At 69.3% G+C, this 14,829-nt stretch carries 13 protein-coding genes; 9 read left to right on the top strand and 4 right to left on the bottom strand.

Going from position 1 to position 14,829, the window contains the following annotated elements; genetic code table 11:
- From ACLQ6X_RS07975 to ACLQ6X_RS07940, 8 genes are all read left to right on the top strand, one after another.
- The coding region (locus tag ACLQ6X_RS07975) for an ABC transporter permease (RefSeq protein ID WP_411699641.1) at positions 1-372 on the top strand (372 nt) is incomplete at its 5' end.
- A 42-nt stretch (positions 373-414) separates the two neighbouring features.
- Positions 415-1,458 (top strand): rhamnose ABC transporter substrate-binding protein, encoded by a 1,044-nt coding sequence (rhaS, locus tag ACLQ6X_RS07970; protein WP_411699640.1) that lies wholly within the window; start codon positions 415-417, stop codon positions 1,456-1,458.
- Between the two features lie 143 nt (positions 1,459-1,601).
- Positions 1,602-1,937, top strand: coding sequence for an L-rhamnose mutarotase (locus ACLQ6X_RS07965; RefSeq protein WP_411699639.1), 336 nt, complete (start codon positions 1,602-1,604; stop codon positions 1,935-1,937).
- Positions 1,938-2,013: 76 nt separating this feature from the next.
- Positions 2,014-3,180 carry an L-rhamnose isomerase gene (gene rhaI / locus ACLQ6X_RS07960; RefSeq protein WP_411699638.1) on the top strand — a complete coding sequence of 389 codons (1,167 nt, stop codon included), beginning with the start codon at positions 2,014-2,016 and terminating at the stop codon, positions 3,178-3,180.
- Positions 3,181-3,182: 2 nt separating this feature from the next.
- Complete coding sequence (locus tag ACLQ6X_RS07955) at positions 3,183-5,219, top strand: bifunctional aldolase/short-chain dehydrogenase (protein ID WP_411699637.1); 2,037 nt, start codon at positions 3,183-3,185, stop codon at positions 5,217-5,219.
- Positions 5,220-5,328: 109 nt separating this feature from the next.
- Positions 5,329-6,747, top strand: a complete 1,419-nt coding sequence (locus tag ACLQ6X_RS07950) for a rhamnulokinase (protein WP_411699636.1) — start codon at positions 5,329-5,331, stop codon at positions 6,745-6,747.
- A 126-nt stretch (positions 6,748-6,873) separates the two neighbouring features.
- Positions 6,874-7,437 carry a TetR/AcrR family transcriptional regulator gene (locus ACLQ6X_RS07945; protein ID WP_411699635.1) on the top strand — a complete coding sequence of 188 codons (564 nt, stop codon included), beginning with the start codon at positions 6,874-6,876 and terminating at the stop codon, positions 7,435-7,437.
- Between the two features lie 78 nt (positions 7,438-7,515).
- Positions 7,516-8,550, top strand: a complete 1,035-nt coding sequence (locus ACLQ6X_RS07940) for a medium chain dehydrogenase/reductase family protein (protein ID WP_411699634.1) — start codon at positions 7,516-7,518, stop codon at positions 8,548-8,550.
- 50 nt (positions 8,551-8,600) lie between these two features.
- Here ACLQ6X_RS07940 and ACLQ6X_RS07935 read toward each other — a convergent pair whose 3' ends face one another.
- From ACLQ6X_RS07935 to ACLQ6X_RS07925, 3 genes are read right to left on the bottom strand one after another with little or no spacing between them, the layout of a single operon-like run.
- Positions 8,601-9,863, bottom strand: a complete 1,263-nt coding sequence (locus ACLQ6X_RS07935) for a multidrug effflux MFS transporter (RefSeq protein WP_411699633.1) — start codon at positions 9,861-9,863, stop codon at positions 8,601-8,603.
- The gene (locus ACLQ6X_RS07930; RefSeq protein WP_411699632.1) at positions 9,860-11,806 is read right to left on the bottom strand and encodes a beta-galactosidase; all 1,947 of its coding nucleotides are present in this window, start codon (positions 11,804-11,806) and stop codon (positions 9,860-9,862) included. Before ACLQ6X_RS07930 ends, ACLQ6X_RS07935 begins: the two co-directional genes overlap by 4 nt.
- Positions 11,803-12,828: a LacI family DNA-binding transcriptional regulator gene (locus ACLQ6X_RS07925; RefSeq protein ID WP_411699631.1), complete on the bottom strand. Its 1,026-nt coding sequence runs from the start codon at positions 12,826-12,828 to the stop codon at positions 11,803-11,805. Before ACLQ6X_RS07925 ends, ACLQ6X_RS07930 begins: the two co-directional genes overlap by 4 nt.
- 84 nt (positions 12,829-12,912) lie before the next feature.
- Here ACLQ6X_RS07925 and ACLQ6X_RS07920 point away from each other — a divergent pair, with 84 nt between their 5' ends.
- A complete protein-coding gene (locus ACLQ6X_RS07920) occupies positions 12,913-13,878 on the top strand; it encodes a serine hydrolase domain-containing protein (RefSeq protein WP_411699630.1) in 966 nt (321 codons plus the stop codon).
- 114 nt (positions 13,879-13,992) lie between these two features.
- Here the strand turns inward: ACLQ6X_RS07920 and ACLQ6X_RS07915 are convergent, their stop codons facing one another.
- The gene (locus tag ACLQ6X_RS07915; RefSeq protein WP_411699629.1) at positions 13,993-14,637 is read right to left on the bottom strand and encodes a HEAT repeat domain-containing protein; all 645 of its coding nucleotides are present in this window, start codon (positions 14,635-14,637) and stop codon (positions 13,993-13,995) included.
- Positions 14,638-14,829 lie beyond the last annotated feature (192 nt).

The following is a 14,829-nucleotide window of genomic DNA, read 5'->3' as shown; positions in this document are numbered from 1 at the left end:
CACGTGGAACGCACGAAGTTCATCCTGTTCGTGCTCACCGGCACGATCTCGGCCCTCGCCGGCATCTACTACACGCTGCGGTTCGGCAGCGCGCGCGGCGACAACGCCACGGGCCTCGAGCTGTCGGTGATCGCGGCCGTGCTGCTCGGCGGGGTGTCGATCTTCGGCGGGCGCGGCGCGCTGCACGGCGTCATCGCCGGCGTGCTGCTCATCGGCGTGCTGGGCAGCGCGCTGAGACTCGCCAACGTGACATCCGATGTCATCAACATCATCACCGGGGTGCTGCTCGTCGCCTCGGTGGTGTCCACAAGCGTCCTGAACTGGGTGCGCGCCAAACGCACCAGGCCGGGCGAACCCAAGAAAACCAGCTAGCAATCGCATCACCCACCACCACACATTCAAGGGAGAACAAAGATGTTGTTTCAGAACAAGACGGGCCGCGCGGGCGCATTCGCCGCACTCGCGGTGACCGTCGCACTCGTAGCCACCGGTTGTGCCGCGACTGACGACGGCGGCGATGGTGGCGGCTCGGGTGGAGACTCGGGCAACCTCGCCATCACCTTCCTGCCGAAGAACCTCGGCAACGCCTACTTCGACACCTCCGACTCGGGCGGCGAGACGGCCATCGAGGAGTTCGGCGGAACCTACGCCGAGGTCGGACCGGCCGAGGCCAGCCCCGACGCTCAGGTCAGCTACATCAACACGCTCACCCAGCAGGGCGTCGGCGGAATCGCGATCTCGGCGAACGACCCGAAGGCCATCTGCGACGCGCTGAACGAGGCGCGCGACGCCGGCGTCAAGGTCGTCACCTTCGACTCCGACACCAACCCGGAGTGCCGCGACATCTTCATCAACCAGGCCACCGCCGAGGGAATCGCAAAGGTACAGGTCGACCTGATCGCCGAGCAGATCGGTGACGAGGGCGAGATCGCCATCCTGTCGGCCACCGCCAACGCGACGAACCAGAACGAGTGGATCGAGCTGATGAAGAGCGACCTCGAGGCCAACCACCCGAACATCGAGCTCGTCGACACCGTCTACGGCGACGACGACGACCAGACGAGCTTCGACAAGACCGCCGCCCTGCTGCAGACGCACCCGAACCTCAAGGGCATCGTCTCGCCGACCACCGTGGGCATCGCGGCGGCCGCGCGCTACCTGCAGACCTCGGAGTTCAAGGGCCAGGTCGCCCTGACCGGCCTCGGCACCCCGAACCAGATGCGCGACTACGTCGAAGACGGCACCGTCACCGCGTTCGCGCTGTGGAACCCGGCCGACCTCGGCTACCTCGCGGCGTACGCGGCGAAGGCGCTCATCGAGGGCGAGATCACCGGCGAAGAGGGCGACTCGTTCGAGGCGGGCGAGCTCGGCGACTACGAGGTGGGTGAAGACGGCGTGGTGCTGCTCGGCGACCCGTACACCTTCGACGCGGAGAACATCGCCGAGTTCGACTTCTAACCCTCCATTCCGCTGGTTGAGTAGCGCGGTGGAGCTTGGGCAAACGCGCCAGCGTTTGTGCGACCCCAGCGCCGACCGAGCCTGCGAGGGAGGGTTCTCGATGGGCCGTCCCTCGCAGGCGCACCACACAACGAAAGGCCCCCATGCAACGCGTCTGCTTCGAACTGCGGGTCAAGCCCGACCACCTCGACGCCTACCGGGCCGCGCACGCCGCGGTATGGCCCGACATGCTGCGGGCCCTGAAGTCGACGGGGTGGAACAACTACTCCCTCTTCCTGCGGCCCGACGGCCTGCTCATCGGCTACTTCGAGACCGAGAATCTGCAGGCCTCGCTCGACGGCATGGCCGCGACCGAGGTCAACGCGCGCTGGCAGGCGGCTATGGCCGACCACTTCGTCGGAATCGACCTGCCCGCCGACCAGGCCTTCTCCTACCTCACCGAGGTATTCAACCTCGACGACCAGATTTCGGCGCTGTAGCTTTCGAAATCGCGCGGCACCCGCTACGCTTATTGAAACGATTCAACCACTGCTCGACACGACCGAAAGAATTCCAATGGTGCAATTCAGCGACATCTCCGCCGCGCTCGAGACCCAGGTCATCGAGCTTCCGTCCTGGGCGTTCGGCAACTCCGGCACCCGCTTCAAGGTGTTCGGCACTCCGGGCACGCCACGCACCCCGCAGGAGAAGATCGCGGATGCCGCGAAGGTGAACGAGTTCACCGGCCTGTCGCCCAAGGTGGCGCTGCACATCCCGTGGGACAAGGTCGACGACTACAGCGAGCTGCGCGACTACGCGGCCGGCCTCGGCATGCAGCTCGGCACGGTCAACAGCAACACCTTCCAAGACGACGACTACAAGTTCGGCTCGCTGACGCACGTCGACCCGAAGATCCGCCAGAAGGCCATCGACCATCACTTCGAGTGCATCGAGATCATGGATGCGACCGGCTCGACAGACCTCAAGATCTGGCTCGCCGACGGCACCAACTACCCGGGCCAGGGCGACATCCGGGGCCGCCAAGACCGCCTCGCCGACTCGCTGGCCAAGATCTACGCCCGCGTCGGCGCCGAGCAGCGTCTCGTGCTCGAGTACAAGTTCTTCGAGCCGGCTTTCTATCACACCGACGTTCCCGACTGGGGAACCAGCTACGCCCAGGTCTCGGCCCTCGGCGAGCGCGCGCTGGTCTGCCTCGACACCGGCCACCACGCCCCCGGCACCAACATCGAGTTCATCGTGGCGCAACTTCTGCGCCTCGGAAAGCTCGGCTCGTTCGACTTCAACTCACGGTTCTACGCCGACGACGACCTCATCGTGGGCGCGGCCGACCCGTTCCAGCTGTTCCGCATCATCTACGAGGTCATCCGCGGGGGCGGCTACGGCCCCGACTCGGGCGTCGCGTTCATGCTCGACCAGTGCCACAACGTCGAGGACAAGATCCCGGGGCAGATCCGCTCGGTGCTCAACGTGCAGGAGATGACGGCGCGCGCGCTGCTCGTCGACGGCGACGCCCTCAGTGCCGCGCAGAACGCGGGGGACGTGCTCGGCGCCAACGGCATCCTCATGGACGCCTTCTACACCGACGTGCGCGGCGACCTCGCCGAATGGCGGTCGGGACGGGGACTGCCCGCCGACCCGATGACCGCCTACGCGGCATCCGGAAACCAGGAAAAGATCGCCGCCGAGCGCGTCGGCGGAGCACAGGCAAGCTGGGGAGCATAAGCATGACGAACACGGCAGCAGCAGAACTCATCGCCCGGTCGAACCGCCTCGGTTCCGACCCACGCGTCACCAACTACGCCGGCGGCAACACCAGCGCCAAGGGCAGCGAGACCGACCCCGTCACGGGCGAGCCGGTCGAACTGCTCTGGGTCAAGGGCTCCGGCGGCGACCTCGGCACCCTGAAGGAGGCCGGCCTCGCGGTGCTGCGGCTCGACCGTGTGCGCGCGCTGAAAGACGTCTACCCCGGCGTGGACCGCGAAGACGAGATGGTCGCGGCGTTCGACTACACACTGCACGGCAAGGGCGGCGCGGCTCCGTCGATCGACACCGCGATGCACGCGCTCGTCGACGCGGCGCACGTCGACCATCTGCACCCCGACGCGGGCATCGCGTTCGCCACCGCGGCCGACGGCGAGGAGCTGACCGCGAAGGCGTTCGGCGGCAAGGTCGCGTGGGTCGACTGGCGACGCCCCGGCTTCCAGCTCGGGCTCGACATCGCCGCGATCAAAGAGGCGAACCCCGACGCCGTCGGCGTGATCCTGGGCGGGCACGGCATCACGGCGTGGGGTTCCACGTCGGACGAGGCGGAAGCCAACTCGCTCTGGATCATCGCGACCGCCGAGGCGTACATCGCCGAGAACGGCAAGTCGCACCCGTTCGGCGAAGACCTGCCCGGCTACGGCGCGCTGCCCTCGGCCGAGCGTCTCGCCAAAGCGGCGGCCCTCGCCGCCCACCTGCGCGGACTCGCCTCGACCGACAAGCCGCAGGTCGGCTCGTTCACCGACGCCGAGGTCGTGACCGACTTCCTCGGACTCGCCGAACACCCCCGCCTCGCCGCGCTCGGCACGAGCTGCCCCGACCACTTCCTGCGCACCAAGGTGCGGCCGCTCGTGCTCGACCTGCCGGCCTCGGCCTCGATCGAGGAGTCGATTGCGCGTCTCGACGAGCTGCACGCGCAGTACCGCGCCGAGTACCAGGCGTACTACGACGCATATGCGGTCGAGGGCAGTCCGTCCATCCGCGGCGCCGACCCGGCCATCATCCTGATTCCGGGCGTCGGCATGTTCAGCTACGGCGCGAACAAGCAGACCGCCCGCGTCGCCGGCGAGTTCTACATCAACGCGATCAACGTTATGCGCGGCGCCGAGGCGATCTCCCGCTACGCGCCGATCTCCGACGAGGAGAAGTTCCGCATCGAATACTGGTCGCTCGAAGAAGCGAAACTGCAGCGCCTGCCCAAACCGAAACCGCTCGCGGGGCGCATCGCTCTCGTCACCGGTGCGGCATCCGGAATCGGCAAGGCCATCGCGACCCGCCTCGCCGCCGAGGGCGCCTGTGTCGTCATCGCCGACCTCGACCTCGAGAAGGCCCAGGCGGCCGCGCTCGAGATCGGAAACAGCGACGTCGCGATCGGCGTGCGGGCGAACGTCACGAGCGAAGTCGACGTGCAGGCCTCGGTCGACGCCGCGCTGCTCGCGTTCGGCGGGCTCGACCTCGTGGTGAACAACGCCGGGCTCTCACTGTCGAAGTCGCTGCTCGAGACCACCGTCGCCGACTGGGATCTGCAGCACGACGTGATGGCGAAAGGCTCGTTCCTCGTCTCGCGTGCCGCGGCCCGGGTTCTCATCGACCAGAAGCTCGGCGGCGACATCATCTACATCTCGAGCAAGAACTCGGTGTTCGCCGGCCCGAACAACATCGCGTACTCCGCGACGAAGGCCGACCAGGCGCATCAGGTGCGACTGCTGGCCGCCGAGCTGGGCGAGTACGGCGTCAAGGTCAACGGCATCAACCCCGACGGGGTGGTGTGCGGCAGCGGCATCTTCGCCGGGGGCTGGGGCGCCAAGCGCGCCGCGGTCTACGGCGTCGACGAGGAGGACCTCGGCAAGTACTACGCCCAGCGCACGCTGCTCAAGCGCGAGGTGCTGCCCGAGAACGTGGCGAACGCGGTCTTCGTGCTCTGCACCGGCGACCTCAGCCACACCACGGGTCTGCACATCCCGGTCGACGCGGGTGTCGCGGCGGCCTTCCTGCGATGACAGACACACGCCGGTTGAGTAGCGCCGTCTGCGGCGCGTATCGAAACCTTCGTTCGCGCGGTTTCGATACGGTCGCTGCGCGACCTACTCAACCAGCAGGGCCGCTGCGATGACCGCCGCGGTCGCCGCCGTCGACCTGGGCGCGACGAGCGGGCGGGTGATCCTCGGGCACGTCTCGGCGAACGAGTTGAGCATCCGCCCGGTCGCGCGCTTCCCGAACACCCCGGTGCGCACGCCCGACGGCCTGCACTGGAACATCCTCGAGCTGTATCGCAGCGTGGTCGCCGGGCTCGGCGCGGCGGCGCGCGAGGATCCGGCGATCGCGAGCGTCGGCATCGATTCGTGGGCGGTCGACTATGCCCTGATTCGAAACGGGCGGATGCTCGGGGTTCCGTACCACTACCGGGACGACCGAAACCAGGCGGCCGTTTCGACCGTCCACGGCCTCGTGTCACCCGAGGAGCTGTACGCGGCGAACGGGCTGCAGCACCTCCCGTTCAACACGCTCTACCAACTCGAGGCCGACCGCACCGCCGGAATGCTCGACATCGCCGACTCGATGCTGCTGGTGCCCGACCTGCTCGCCTACTGGCTGACCGGGCGCCGGGTCGCCGAGCGCACGAACGCCTCGACCACGGGCCTCGTGAACGTGCGGTCCGGCGAGTGGGACGACGAGCTGCTGCGGCGGTTGCGACTGCCGCGGTCGCTGTTTCCCGAGCTGGTCGACGCCGGCACGGCCATCGGTCCGCTGCTGCCGGAGGTGGCGCGCGAGACCGCAATCGACCCCGAGGCCATCGTGACGGCCGTCGGGTCGCACGACACGGCATCCGCGGTTCTCGCCGTGCCCGCCGTCTCCGACGACTTCGCCTACATCTCGTGCGGCACCTGGGGGCTCGTCGGCGTCGAGCTCGAGGCGCCGGAGCTCTCGGAGGCCGGGCGGCTCGCGAACTTCACCAACGAGGGCGGCGTCGACGGAACGGTGCGCTACCTGCACAACGTGATGGGCCTCTGGCTGCTGAGCGAGTCGGTGCGCGAGTGGGAGCGCGGCGGCGCCGTGATCTCGCTGCCCGCGCTGCTCGCGGCGGCCGCGGCGGTCACCTCGCCGGTCGCCGTCTTCGACGCGAACGACGCCCGGTTCCTGGCCCCCGGCGACATGCCGGCGCGGATCGCCGAGTGGTGCATCGAGAACGGCGCCCCGGTTCCGGCGAGCCAGGCCGAGTTCGTGCGCAGCATCGTCGAGAGCCTGGCCGCGGCGTTCGTCTCGGCCGTGCGCACGGCGGCCTCGCTGTCGGGCAAGACCGTGTCGGTCATCCACATCGTCGGCGGCGGCTCGCAGAACGAGCTGCTCTGCCAGCTCGTGGCCGACCGCAGCGGCCTGCCCGTGCAGGCCGGACCGGTCGAGGCGACGGCGATCGGCAACGTACTGGTGCAGGCGCGGGCGGCCGGGCTCGTCTCCGGTTCGCGCGCGTCGCTGCGGTCGCTCGTGGCGGCGTCGTTCCCGCCGCGGCTGTACACTCCCGCCGGTTGAGTAGGGCCGCCTGCGGCCCGTATCGAAACCTTGCCGGGTTTCGACACGGTCGCTGGGCGACCTACTCAACCAGCACGAGTGAGATCGTGCTTGACATCCGGCGCTTGTGACTGTTTGATCAGTTACATGACTTCCGGCCTCCGCTCCACCGCCGACGCCCAGCGCGCACGGATCATCGACCGCGCCGTCGACGTGTTCGCCGACGCCGGATACCACGCCACCCCGGTTACGGCGGTGGCCACGGCCGCGGGCGTCTCTCCGGCCTACGTCTTCCGGCTCTTCCCGGGCAAGCTCGCCCTCTTCATCGCCGCCGTCGAGCAGTGCTACGCCCGCGTCATCGGCACGATGACCGAGAGCGGCGAGGCGGCGGGAGACGCCACCCCTGACGAGATCCTCGAGGCGATGACCCTCGCCTACGTCGACCTCATCCGCGACCGCAACCTGATCCGGCTGCAGGTGCATGCCCAGAGCGCGTGCGATGTTCCCGAGATCCGCGGGGCAGTGCAGCGCGGACTGCGCGACCTCGTCAACGCCGTCACCCTGATCTCCGGCGCCGACCCCTCGAGCGTTCAGCGATTCATGGCCTACGGCCAGCTCTGCCACCTCATCGTTCAGGCCGAACTATCGCCGATCGACGACACCTGGGCGCACACGCTGAGCGACGGCATCCGGCACGCCGAGCCGGCGTGAATCGGCTCTACCCCTCTCGCTTTTCATTTTGCCCAAATAAGTGACTGACCAGTCACATACAGAATAATGGATGACACGATGAACACCGTTACCGCACTCGAGGTCGTACTCCCCGGTCTCGTCGAACCGAGCGGCCTGCTGCTGCGCGAACGACCGCTGCCCGCACCCGGACGGGGCCAGCTGCTCGTCGCGGTCGAGGCGACCGGAATCTCGTTCGCCGAGAAGTCGATGCGACGTGGCCTGTACTTCGGCCAGCCCGCCTTCCCCTTCGTACCCGGATACGACCTCGTCGGGCGCGTGCTCGCCGTCGGCTCCGAGCGCGACTCTGCGCTCGTGGGAACGCGAGTCGCATCCGTCACCAAGGTCGGCGGCTGGGCCAGCCACGCGATCGTCGCGGCACGCGATTCCGTACCCGTGCCCGACGGCCTCGCGCCCGCCGACGTCGAGACGGTGGTCGTCAACGGCCTGACCGCGTGGCAGATGCTGCACCGCAAGGCACGCGTGCATGCCGGCCAGACCGTGGTCGTGCACGGCGCGAACAGCGGGGTCGGCGGCATCCTCGTGCAGCTCGCGCGGCACGAGGGCATTCGGGTGATCGGCACCGCGTCGCCGCGGCACCACCACGCTCTGCGCACACACGGCGTGGAGCCGCTCGACTACAACGACCCGCGGCTGCTCGAACGCGTGCTCGAGCTGTCACCGGGTGGCGTCGCCGCGGTCTTCGACAACGTCGGCGGCGAGATGGTCAAGGCGTCGTGGCGGATGCTCGCCCGTCGCGGATCGCTCGTTCGCTACTCGATCATCGCCGACGTGAGCGGCCTCAGCGGATCATTGGCGGTGCCCTTTATGAAGGCCCTCGCGCGCACGGCCGCCTGGAACCTTCTGCCGAACGGACGCCGTGCCTCGTTCTACGACCTCTGGGCGGGGCATCGCGTGCACCCGACGACGTTCCGTCTCCGGCTGCGCAAAGACCTCGGGCGCGTGTTCGCCCTGCTCGGCGACGGCACGATCAAGGCGAACATCGCCGCCACCTTCCCGCTGAGCGAGGCGAGCGCCGCGATGGAACTCGCCGAGTCGCGAACGATCAACGGCAAGGTCATCCTCCTGCCGTGAGCCTCGCACCCATGTACCAAATGCAGGAGATTTCGGGTCGAGTCACACGTTCACGCGGCTGGGCGGCCCTCGCCGGCGAAATCTCCTGCATTTGGTACGCGGCGGGAGCGGAACGCCCACGCGTACGTCGCGAACGCCGCCGCCTCGAGCACGAGCATCACGACGACGGTCGCGGTCGGGGTGGCCACGCCGAAGAACCCGGCGATCGGCGAGGCCACGGCCGCGAACACCATGTTCGAGGCGCCGAGCATGGAGGCCGCGGTTCCGGCGCGCAAAGCGTGCGGTTCGAGGGCGAACGCCTGCACCGCCGGGCCGATCAGGCCGAACGACGTGGTGAACAACAGCAGCGGCAACAGGAATCCGAGGAACCCGGCCTGCGGCACCAGCAGCACGCTCAGCAGCAGGATGACCGCGGCCGACACGAGCGAGGTCATGCCGATGAGCACGATGCGCCGCGGCGAGAACCGGCGCGACAGCCGCGCACTCACCTGGGCTCCCACGATCATCAGCGCGCCGTGCCCGCCGAACGCGATCGCGTACTCGGTAGGTGTGAGCCCGAACACGTCCTGAAACAGGAACGCGCTCGACGCCATGTAGGTCATCATGCCCGCGAACATCAGCCCGCCGCCGACCACGAGCGCGCGGAACACCGGCGACCCCAGCAGCACCCGGTAGTCGTCGCGCACCGTCGCCCCCTCCCGCAGTGCACGCCGCTCGGGCGGGTTCGTCTCCGCCCGCAGGAACACCGCGAACGCCAGCACCACGAGCAGGCTGCCGTAGGCGGCGAGCACCCAGAACAGTCCGCGCCAGTCGATCACCGTCAGCAGCTGCGCCCCGAGCGCCGGCGAGAGCACCACGAAGAAGCCGCTGATCACCGACAGGTTGGCGATGAACCGCAGCATGGCCGGGCCCGAGACGGTGTCGCGCACGAGCGCGATGCCGATCACCGCGCAACCGGCGGCGCCGAGACCCTGCGCGAACCGGCCCGCGATCAGCAGCTCGATCGACGGCGCGAGCGCACACCACACGGTCGCGACCGCGTAGATCACGAGCGCGGTCGCGAGCGGCCTGGTGCGCCCCACCGCGTCGGAGATCGGGCCGGCCACCAGCTGCCCCAGCGCCATGCCGATGAACGCCCCGGTCAGCGTGAACTGCACCAGCGCGGGCGTTGTGCCGAGCTCGTCCTGCAGCTGCGGGAACGACGGCAGGTACAGGTCCATCGTGAGTGGCCAGATCGCCTGCAGCGCCCCGAGCGACACGATGAAGAGCAGGCGACGTCTCGCGTCGCCGCGCATCCGTGCGGTCGCCGTCACTCGCCGTCTCGCAGCATGACGTAGCCGAACGGCTCGAGGGTCGCACCGTCGGGCAGTGTCACCGTGTGCGTGCCGTGGTTGATGAGCGTGACCGCGTCGCCGCGTCGGATCGCCTCGACCGTGTCGGGCAGGCCGAAAGCGACGGGGTGGATGTCTGCTGCCGCGAAGATTGCCGCGGCGACGGCCGCACAGCCCTCGTCGTCGGGGATGGTGGCGAGATAGTACGCCCGCCCCGCTCCGACCGGGTTGACGGTGAACGCGGGCCGGCCGTCGAGCCGCCCGCCGACGAAGCGGCCGAGCGCGGCGGCGCCGTCGAGGTGGATCTCCTCGGCGAGCAGCGTGCCGGTGACCGTGGTGCCGACGAGGTCGAAGGGGGCGGCACTCTGGCCGGGGCCGTCGCCGCCCGGAACTACGAGCGCGCCGAAGTCCTCGAGCCAGATGCCGAGCGTGCGCCCGAGCTGGGTGAGGTATCCGCCGTCGCGGAACGCATCGTTCTCGTCCACGATGTCGCTGAAGGCCGTGACCAGCAGGTGGCCGCCCGACTCGGCGAACGCGATGAGGTTGGCCGCGGCATCCGAGGTCAACAGGTAGAGCTGGGGCGCGATGACGACCCCGTACCCGGTGAGGTCGCTCGTCGGCTGCACGATGTCGACCTGCACGTGCTGGCGGTGGATCGCCGCGTACCAGCGCTGCACGAGCGCGAGGTAGTCGAGCACGGCGGGGTGGTCGGGGTTCTCGAGCGCCCACCAGTTCTGCCAGTCGAGCACGATCGCGACGTGGGCGTCGCGCGCTCCGACCGGCAGCTCGGGCAGTGCGGCGAGCTCGGCGCCGAAGTCGACGACCTCGCGCCAGGTGCGCGTGCGGGTCCCGGCCTGCGGGAGCATGGCGGAGTGGAACTTCTCGCTGCCCGCGCGGGACTGCCGCCACTGGAAGAACATGATGCCGTCGGCGCCGCGGGCGATCGCCTGCATACTGAGCGCGGCCATCTGGCCGGGTGCCTTGGGCGCGTTGGTCGGCCGCCAGTTGAGGGCGTTGGTGGCCTGCTCCATGAGGATCCACGGCGTCTCCGGCTTGAGCGAGCGCATGAGGTCGCGGGCGAAGGCCGAGGCGCGGAACGACTCGGGGTCGTTCGGGTCGGGGTAGTTGTCGTCGGTGATGACGTCCATCTCCCGGGCCCAGCGCCAGTAGTCCGCGGGCGGGAAGGCGCCCATGAAGTTGGTCGTGACCGGCTGGGTGGCGCCCGCGGCACGGATGATGCGCTTCTCCATGAGGAAGAGCTCGAGCAGGGTGTCGCTCGTGAAGCGTTTGAAGTCGAGCTCTCCGGCCGGGTTGCGGCTGTACGGCGCCTTGCGCGGCGGCACGATCTGCTCGAACGACGTGTAGCGCTGCGACCAGAAGTCGGTGCCCCAGGCGTCGTTGAGCGCGTCGATCGTCTCGTACTTCGCCGCGAGCCAGGCACGGAACGCGACCGCGGCGTTGTCGGAGTAGTCGTAGTTCAGGTGGCAGCCGTACTCGTTGTTGACGTGCCACATCACGACGGCCGGATGCTTCGCGTAGCGCTCGGCGAGGGCGGTGACCAGCTCGGCGGCGAGCCGGCGGTACTCGGGCGAGCTGGGCGCGAACTGCTGGCGGGAGCCCGGCCAGTAGGTGGCGCCGTTCTCGTCCTGCGGCAACATCTGCGGGTAGGCGGTCGTCGCCCACGGCGGGGGCGAGGCCGTGGCGGTCGCGAGGTCGACGGCGATGCCGCCCTCGTGCAGCAGGTCGATGACCGTGTCGAGCCACTCCCAGTCGAAGACGCCCTCCGCCGGCTGGATGCGCGACCAGGCGAAGATGCCGAGGCTCACCATCGTGACGCCCGCCTCGCGCATCAGGCGCACGTCGTCGTACCAGACCGCCTCGGGCCACTGCTCGGGGTTGTAGTCGCCGCCGTAGTGCATGGTCATGGGGTGGTTCCCTTCGGGTCGCCGGTTGAGGCACGGATGATGAGTTGCGGCTCGTAGACGATCGAGCGCGGTCGGAAGTTCAGCGGGTCGGCGATCTCGTCGATGAGCAGCTGGGCCGCGGTACTGCCCATACGACGGCTCGGCTGCCTCACCGACGTCAGCGGGATGGCGGCGGCCGCGGAGAACACGATGTCGTCGTAGCCGATCACCGCGACATCCTGAGGCACCCGGAAGCCCGTGGCGGTGAGGCCCTGGATGACGCCCAGTGCGAGCATGTCGTTGGCGGCGAAGATCGCATCGGGCCGTTGCTCGACGGGCAGTGACGCGATCGCTCGCCCGTACTCGAGTCCGCTCGTCGCGTCGATGAACGCCCCCGTCTCGACCCGCAGCGAGACGCCCGGGTAGTTCGCGATCATGGCGCGGAACCCCTCGAGCCGGTCGTTCATCTGCCGCACGCTGAGCAGGCCCCCGATGAACCAGAGGTTGCGGCGCCCGAGCGAGAGCAGGTGCTTGGCGGCGAGGCGGCCGCCTTCGAGGTCGTCGGTCGAGACCGACGAGAACGCGCGCCGGTCGTCGACCCTGTCGATCAGCACGGCGGGGGTGCCACGGCGGCGCAGGCCGTCGAGCTTGTCGAGCACGTCGCCCGACGGAACGATGAGCACGCCGTCGACCTGCTGCTTCTCGAACAGCTCGAGAAAGCCGCTCTCGCCGTCGGGGCGCGACGCGCTGTTGCCGAGCAGCACCGAGTAGCCCGCCTCGCGCGCGGCCTCCTCCACGCCGGTCGCGACGTCGGTGAAGAACGGGTTGCTGATGTTGATCAGCGCGAGCCCGAGCAGCTTGCTGCTGCCCACGCGCAGTTGGCGCGCCGCGGCGTTGCGCACGAAGCCGAGCTGCTCGATCGCGCGCTGCACCCGGTCGCGCGATTCGGCCGAAACCCGCTGCGGATTATTGAGCACGTTCGACACGGTGCTCATCGACACACGGGCGAGCGCCGCCACGTCTTTGATGCTCGCACCCGACACGGAACTACCCCATTGCAACGATTTACAGAATTTCGGACGTGGCCCACGATAGCAACATCGACGGGGTTGTGTATCGTTGCAATCATGCAGTCATCGTTCGATTGGGCCCAGCGGCAGGTAACCGACGGAATCCTGCCGACGGCAGTGCTCGGAATCGCCACGTCGAAGGGCATTTCGGATGTCGCGGCCTTCGGTTCGAGCGGAACACGGGTGGCCACGACCGACGATGCCTATGCGCTGTTCTCGATCACGAAGCCGCTGGTCGGCCTCACCGCGTTGCGCGCCGTCGAGCGCGGGCTGCTGGCACTGGATGCCCCGCTCGTGGGGGCGATCCCCGGGTTCCCCTCCCCCGCCGTCACGCTCACGCACCTGCTGAGCCACACGTCGGGCATCTCCGAACCCCGGCTCGACGTGGCCGAGGGCACCCGCCGCGCGCTCGTCGAGGGCGAGCAGGACTTCGTTCCCGGAACCATGACGCGCTACTCGAGCATCGCCTTCGAGGGCGTCGCGGCGCTGGTCGAGTCGGCGACCGGCCAGTCGCTCGACGCGAACCTCGCGTCGCTCGCCGCCGACGCCGGCATGCCCGGCCTCACCTTCGAGCGCGACTGCGACCCGCACCCCGTGTTCGGCGCCGCCGAGCAGGATCTCGACTACGAGCGGTTCGTGACGCTGCGCCACCCGGGCGCCGGCCTGTTCGCCACCGCGGCAGACCTGCTGAACCTCGGCTCGGCGCTGTTGCGCAACGACGGCGCCGTGGTGCACCCCACGACACGGGACGCGATGCTGCGTCCCCTCACGGCGGGCCTGCCCAAGCTCGCCCCCTATCTCGTCGAGCGCGGCCAGGACTGGGGTCTCGGCTGGAACCTGCGCCACTCCGCCCCCGGACTGCTCGAACGCGGTGTCTTCGGCCACGGCGGCTGGGCGGGCACGGAGTTCTGGGTCTACCCCGAGCTCGACGTCTGCTTCGTGCTGCTGACCAACGTCGCGGTGCCGGGCCGCCTCGGCTTCAACTCCGACCCGCTGTTCAACGCGGTCGCCGCCGGCCGCTAGCGCCCGGCCTCGTCGTCGCCCGCCCCGGCCAACAGGACGATTCGCGTCTTACGCGCCCTCAGCAGGAGAAAGTCGCTCAGCACGGGCCGTCGAGCCTGTCCGCTGGAGCAGCGGCTAGCCGATCTGGCCCCGCGCCTCGGCGTACGCGGCGTCGAAACCCTCCTCGGGATCGTGCAGCAGGCGCTCGGTCGCGAGGGCATGGATCCGGATGTCGCGGCTCCCGTCCGCCGCACTCGCCTGCAACGGCGCTATAGCGACGTCGCCCAGCGCGGCGATCGAGCGGCTGAGGCTGCGCTGCGTCACGAGCCCGCCCCGCCCGAGCTGCGTGCACAGCTCCGCGGCGAGCGCGGCTCCCTGCCCCTCGGGAACGAGCCCCGAGGCCGTGCGCCACGCGGTCGTCGCCACCTCGTCGTCGGGGTCGCGCAGGATCTCGGGCGTGATCGCCGACCAACCGCGCGGGTCGCCGATCTTTGACAGCGTGTGCAGCGCCTGGCTGCGGGCCTGCGGCAGTTCGGCGCCCACTTCGTAGAGCAGCCGCGGCACGGTGTCGGCTGACGAGTGCCGCGTGAGGGCCCACGTCAGCATGTCGCGCACGAAGAAATCGGGCTCGATGCCGCTGCGGTCGACGAGCACCGGGACGAACCGCGCGTCGGGATAGGTGCCCGCGGCGAGCGCGGACTGCAGCCGGGCCGACGACGAGTCGTCGAGCAGCGCGGCCCGCAGGCGATCGGCGGGGCCCGGCTGGTCTGGCGACGTCATGGTGGTGTTCCTCTTCTGCCGAGCGCGGTCTCGTCTTCTCGACCATAACGCCGGTCGGGTTCTGGGTGGGGCGAGCGGGCGGAGGCGTTGGGGATTTCGACCGGCTCAATCCGCGTGGGGGGGCTCAATGCGCGGGGGGGGGGGCTCGAAGGCACACCGGCTGGTCCAAGAGCCTGGGCGGGGGGCCCCCCA

This window comes from Conyzicola sp. (genome assembly GCF_046714715.1).
Classification (GTDB): Bacteria; Actinomycetota; Actinomycetes; order Actinomycetales; family Microbacteriaceae; genus Conyzicola.
The sequence above is the reverse complement of the archived record's forward strand: the minus strand, read 5'-3'. Positions and strand labels throughout refer to the sequence as shown.

Coding starts and splice junctions, on each gene's coding strand:
- rhaS (WP_411699640.1), top strand. CDS start 415: ATGTTGTTTCAGAACAAGACGGGCCGCGCGGGCGCATTCGCCGCACTC.
- ACLQ6X_RS07965 (WP_411699639.1), top strand. CDS start 1,602: ATGCAACGCGTCTGCTTCGAACTGCGGGTCAAGCCCGACCACCTCGAC.
- rhaI (WP_411699638.1), top strand. CDS start 2,014: ATGGTGCAATTCAGCGACATCTCCGCCGCGCTCGAGACCCAGGTCATC.
- ACLQ6X_RS07955 (WP_411699637.1), top strand. CDS start 3,183: ATGACGAACACGGCAGCAGCAGAACTCATCGCCCGGTCGAACCGCCTC.
- ACLQ6X_RS07950 (WP_411699636.1), top strand. CDS start 5,329: ATGACCGCCGCGGTCGCCGCCGTCGACCTGGGCGCGACGAGCGGGCGG.
- ACLQ6X_RS07945 (WP_411699635.1), top strand. CDS start 6,874: ATGACTTCCGGCCTCCGCTCCACCGCCGACGCCCAGCGCGCACGGATC.
- ACLQ6X_RS07940 (WP_411699634.1), top strand. CDS start 7,516: ATGAACACCGTTACCGCACTCGAGGTCGTACTCCCCGGTCTCGTCGAA.
- ACLQ6X_RS07930 (WP_411699632.1), bottom strand. CDS start 11,806: ATGACCATGCACTACGGCGGCGACTACAACCCCGAGCAGTGGCCCGAG.
- ACLQ6X_RS07920 (WP_411699630.1), top strand. CDS start 12,913: ATGCAGTCATCGTTCGATTGGGCCCAGCGGCAGGTAACCGACGGAATC.
- ACLQ6X_RS07915 (WP_411699629.1), bottom strand. CDS start 14,637: ATGACGTCGCCAGACCAGCCGGGCCCCGCCGATCGCCTGCGGGCCGCG.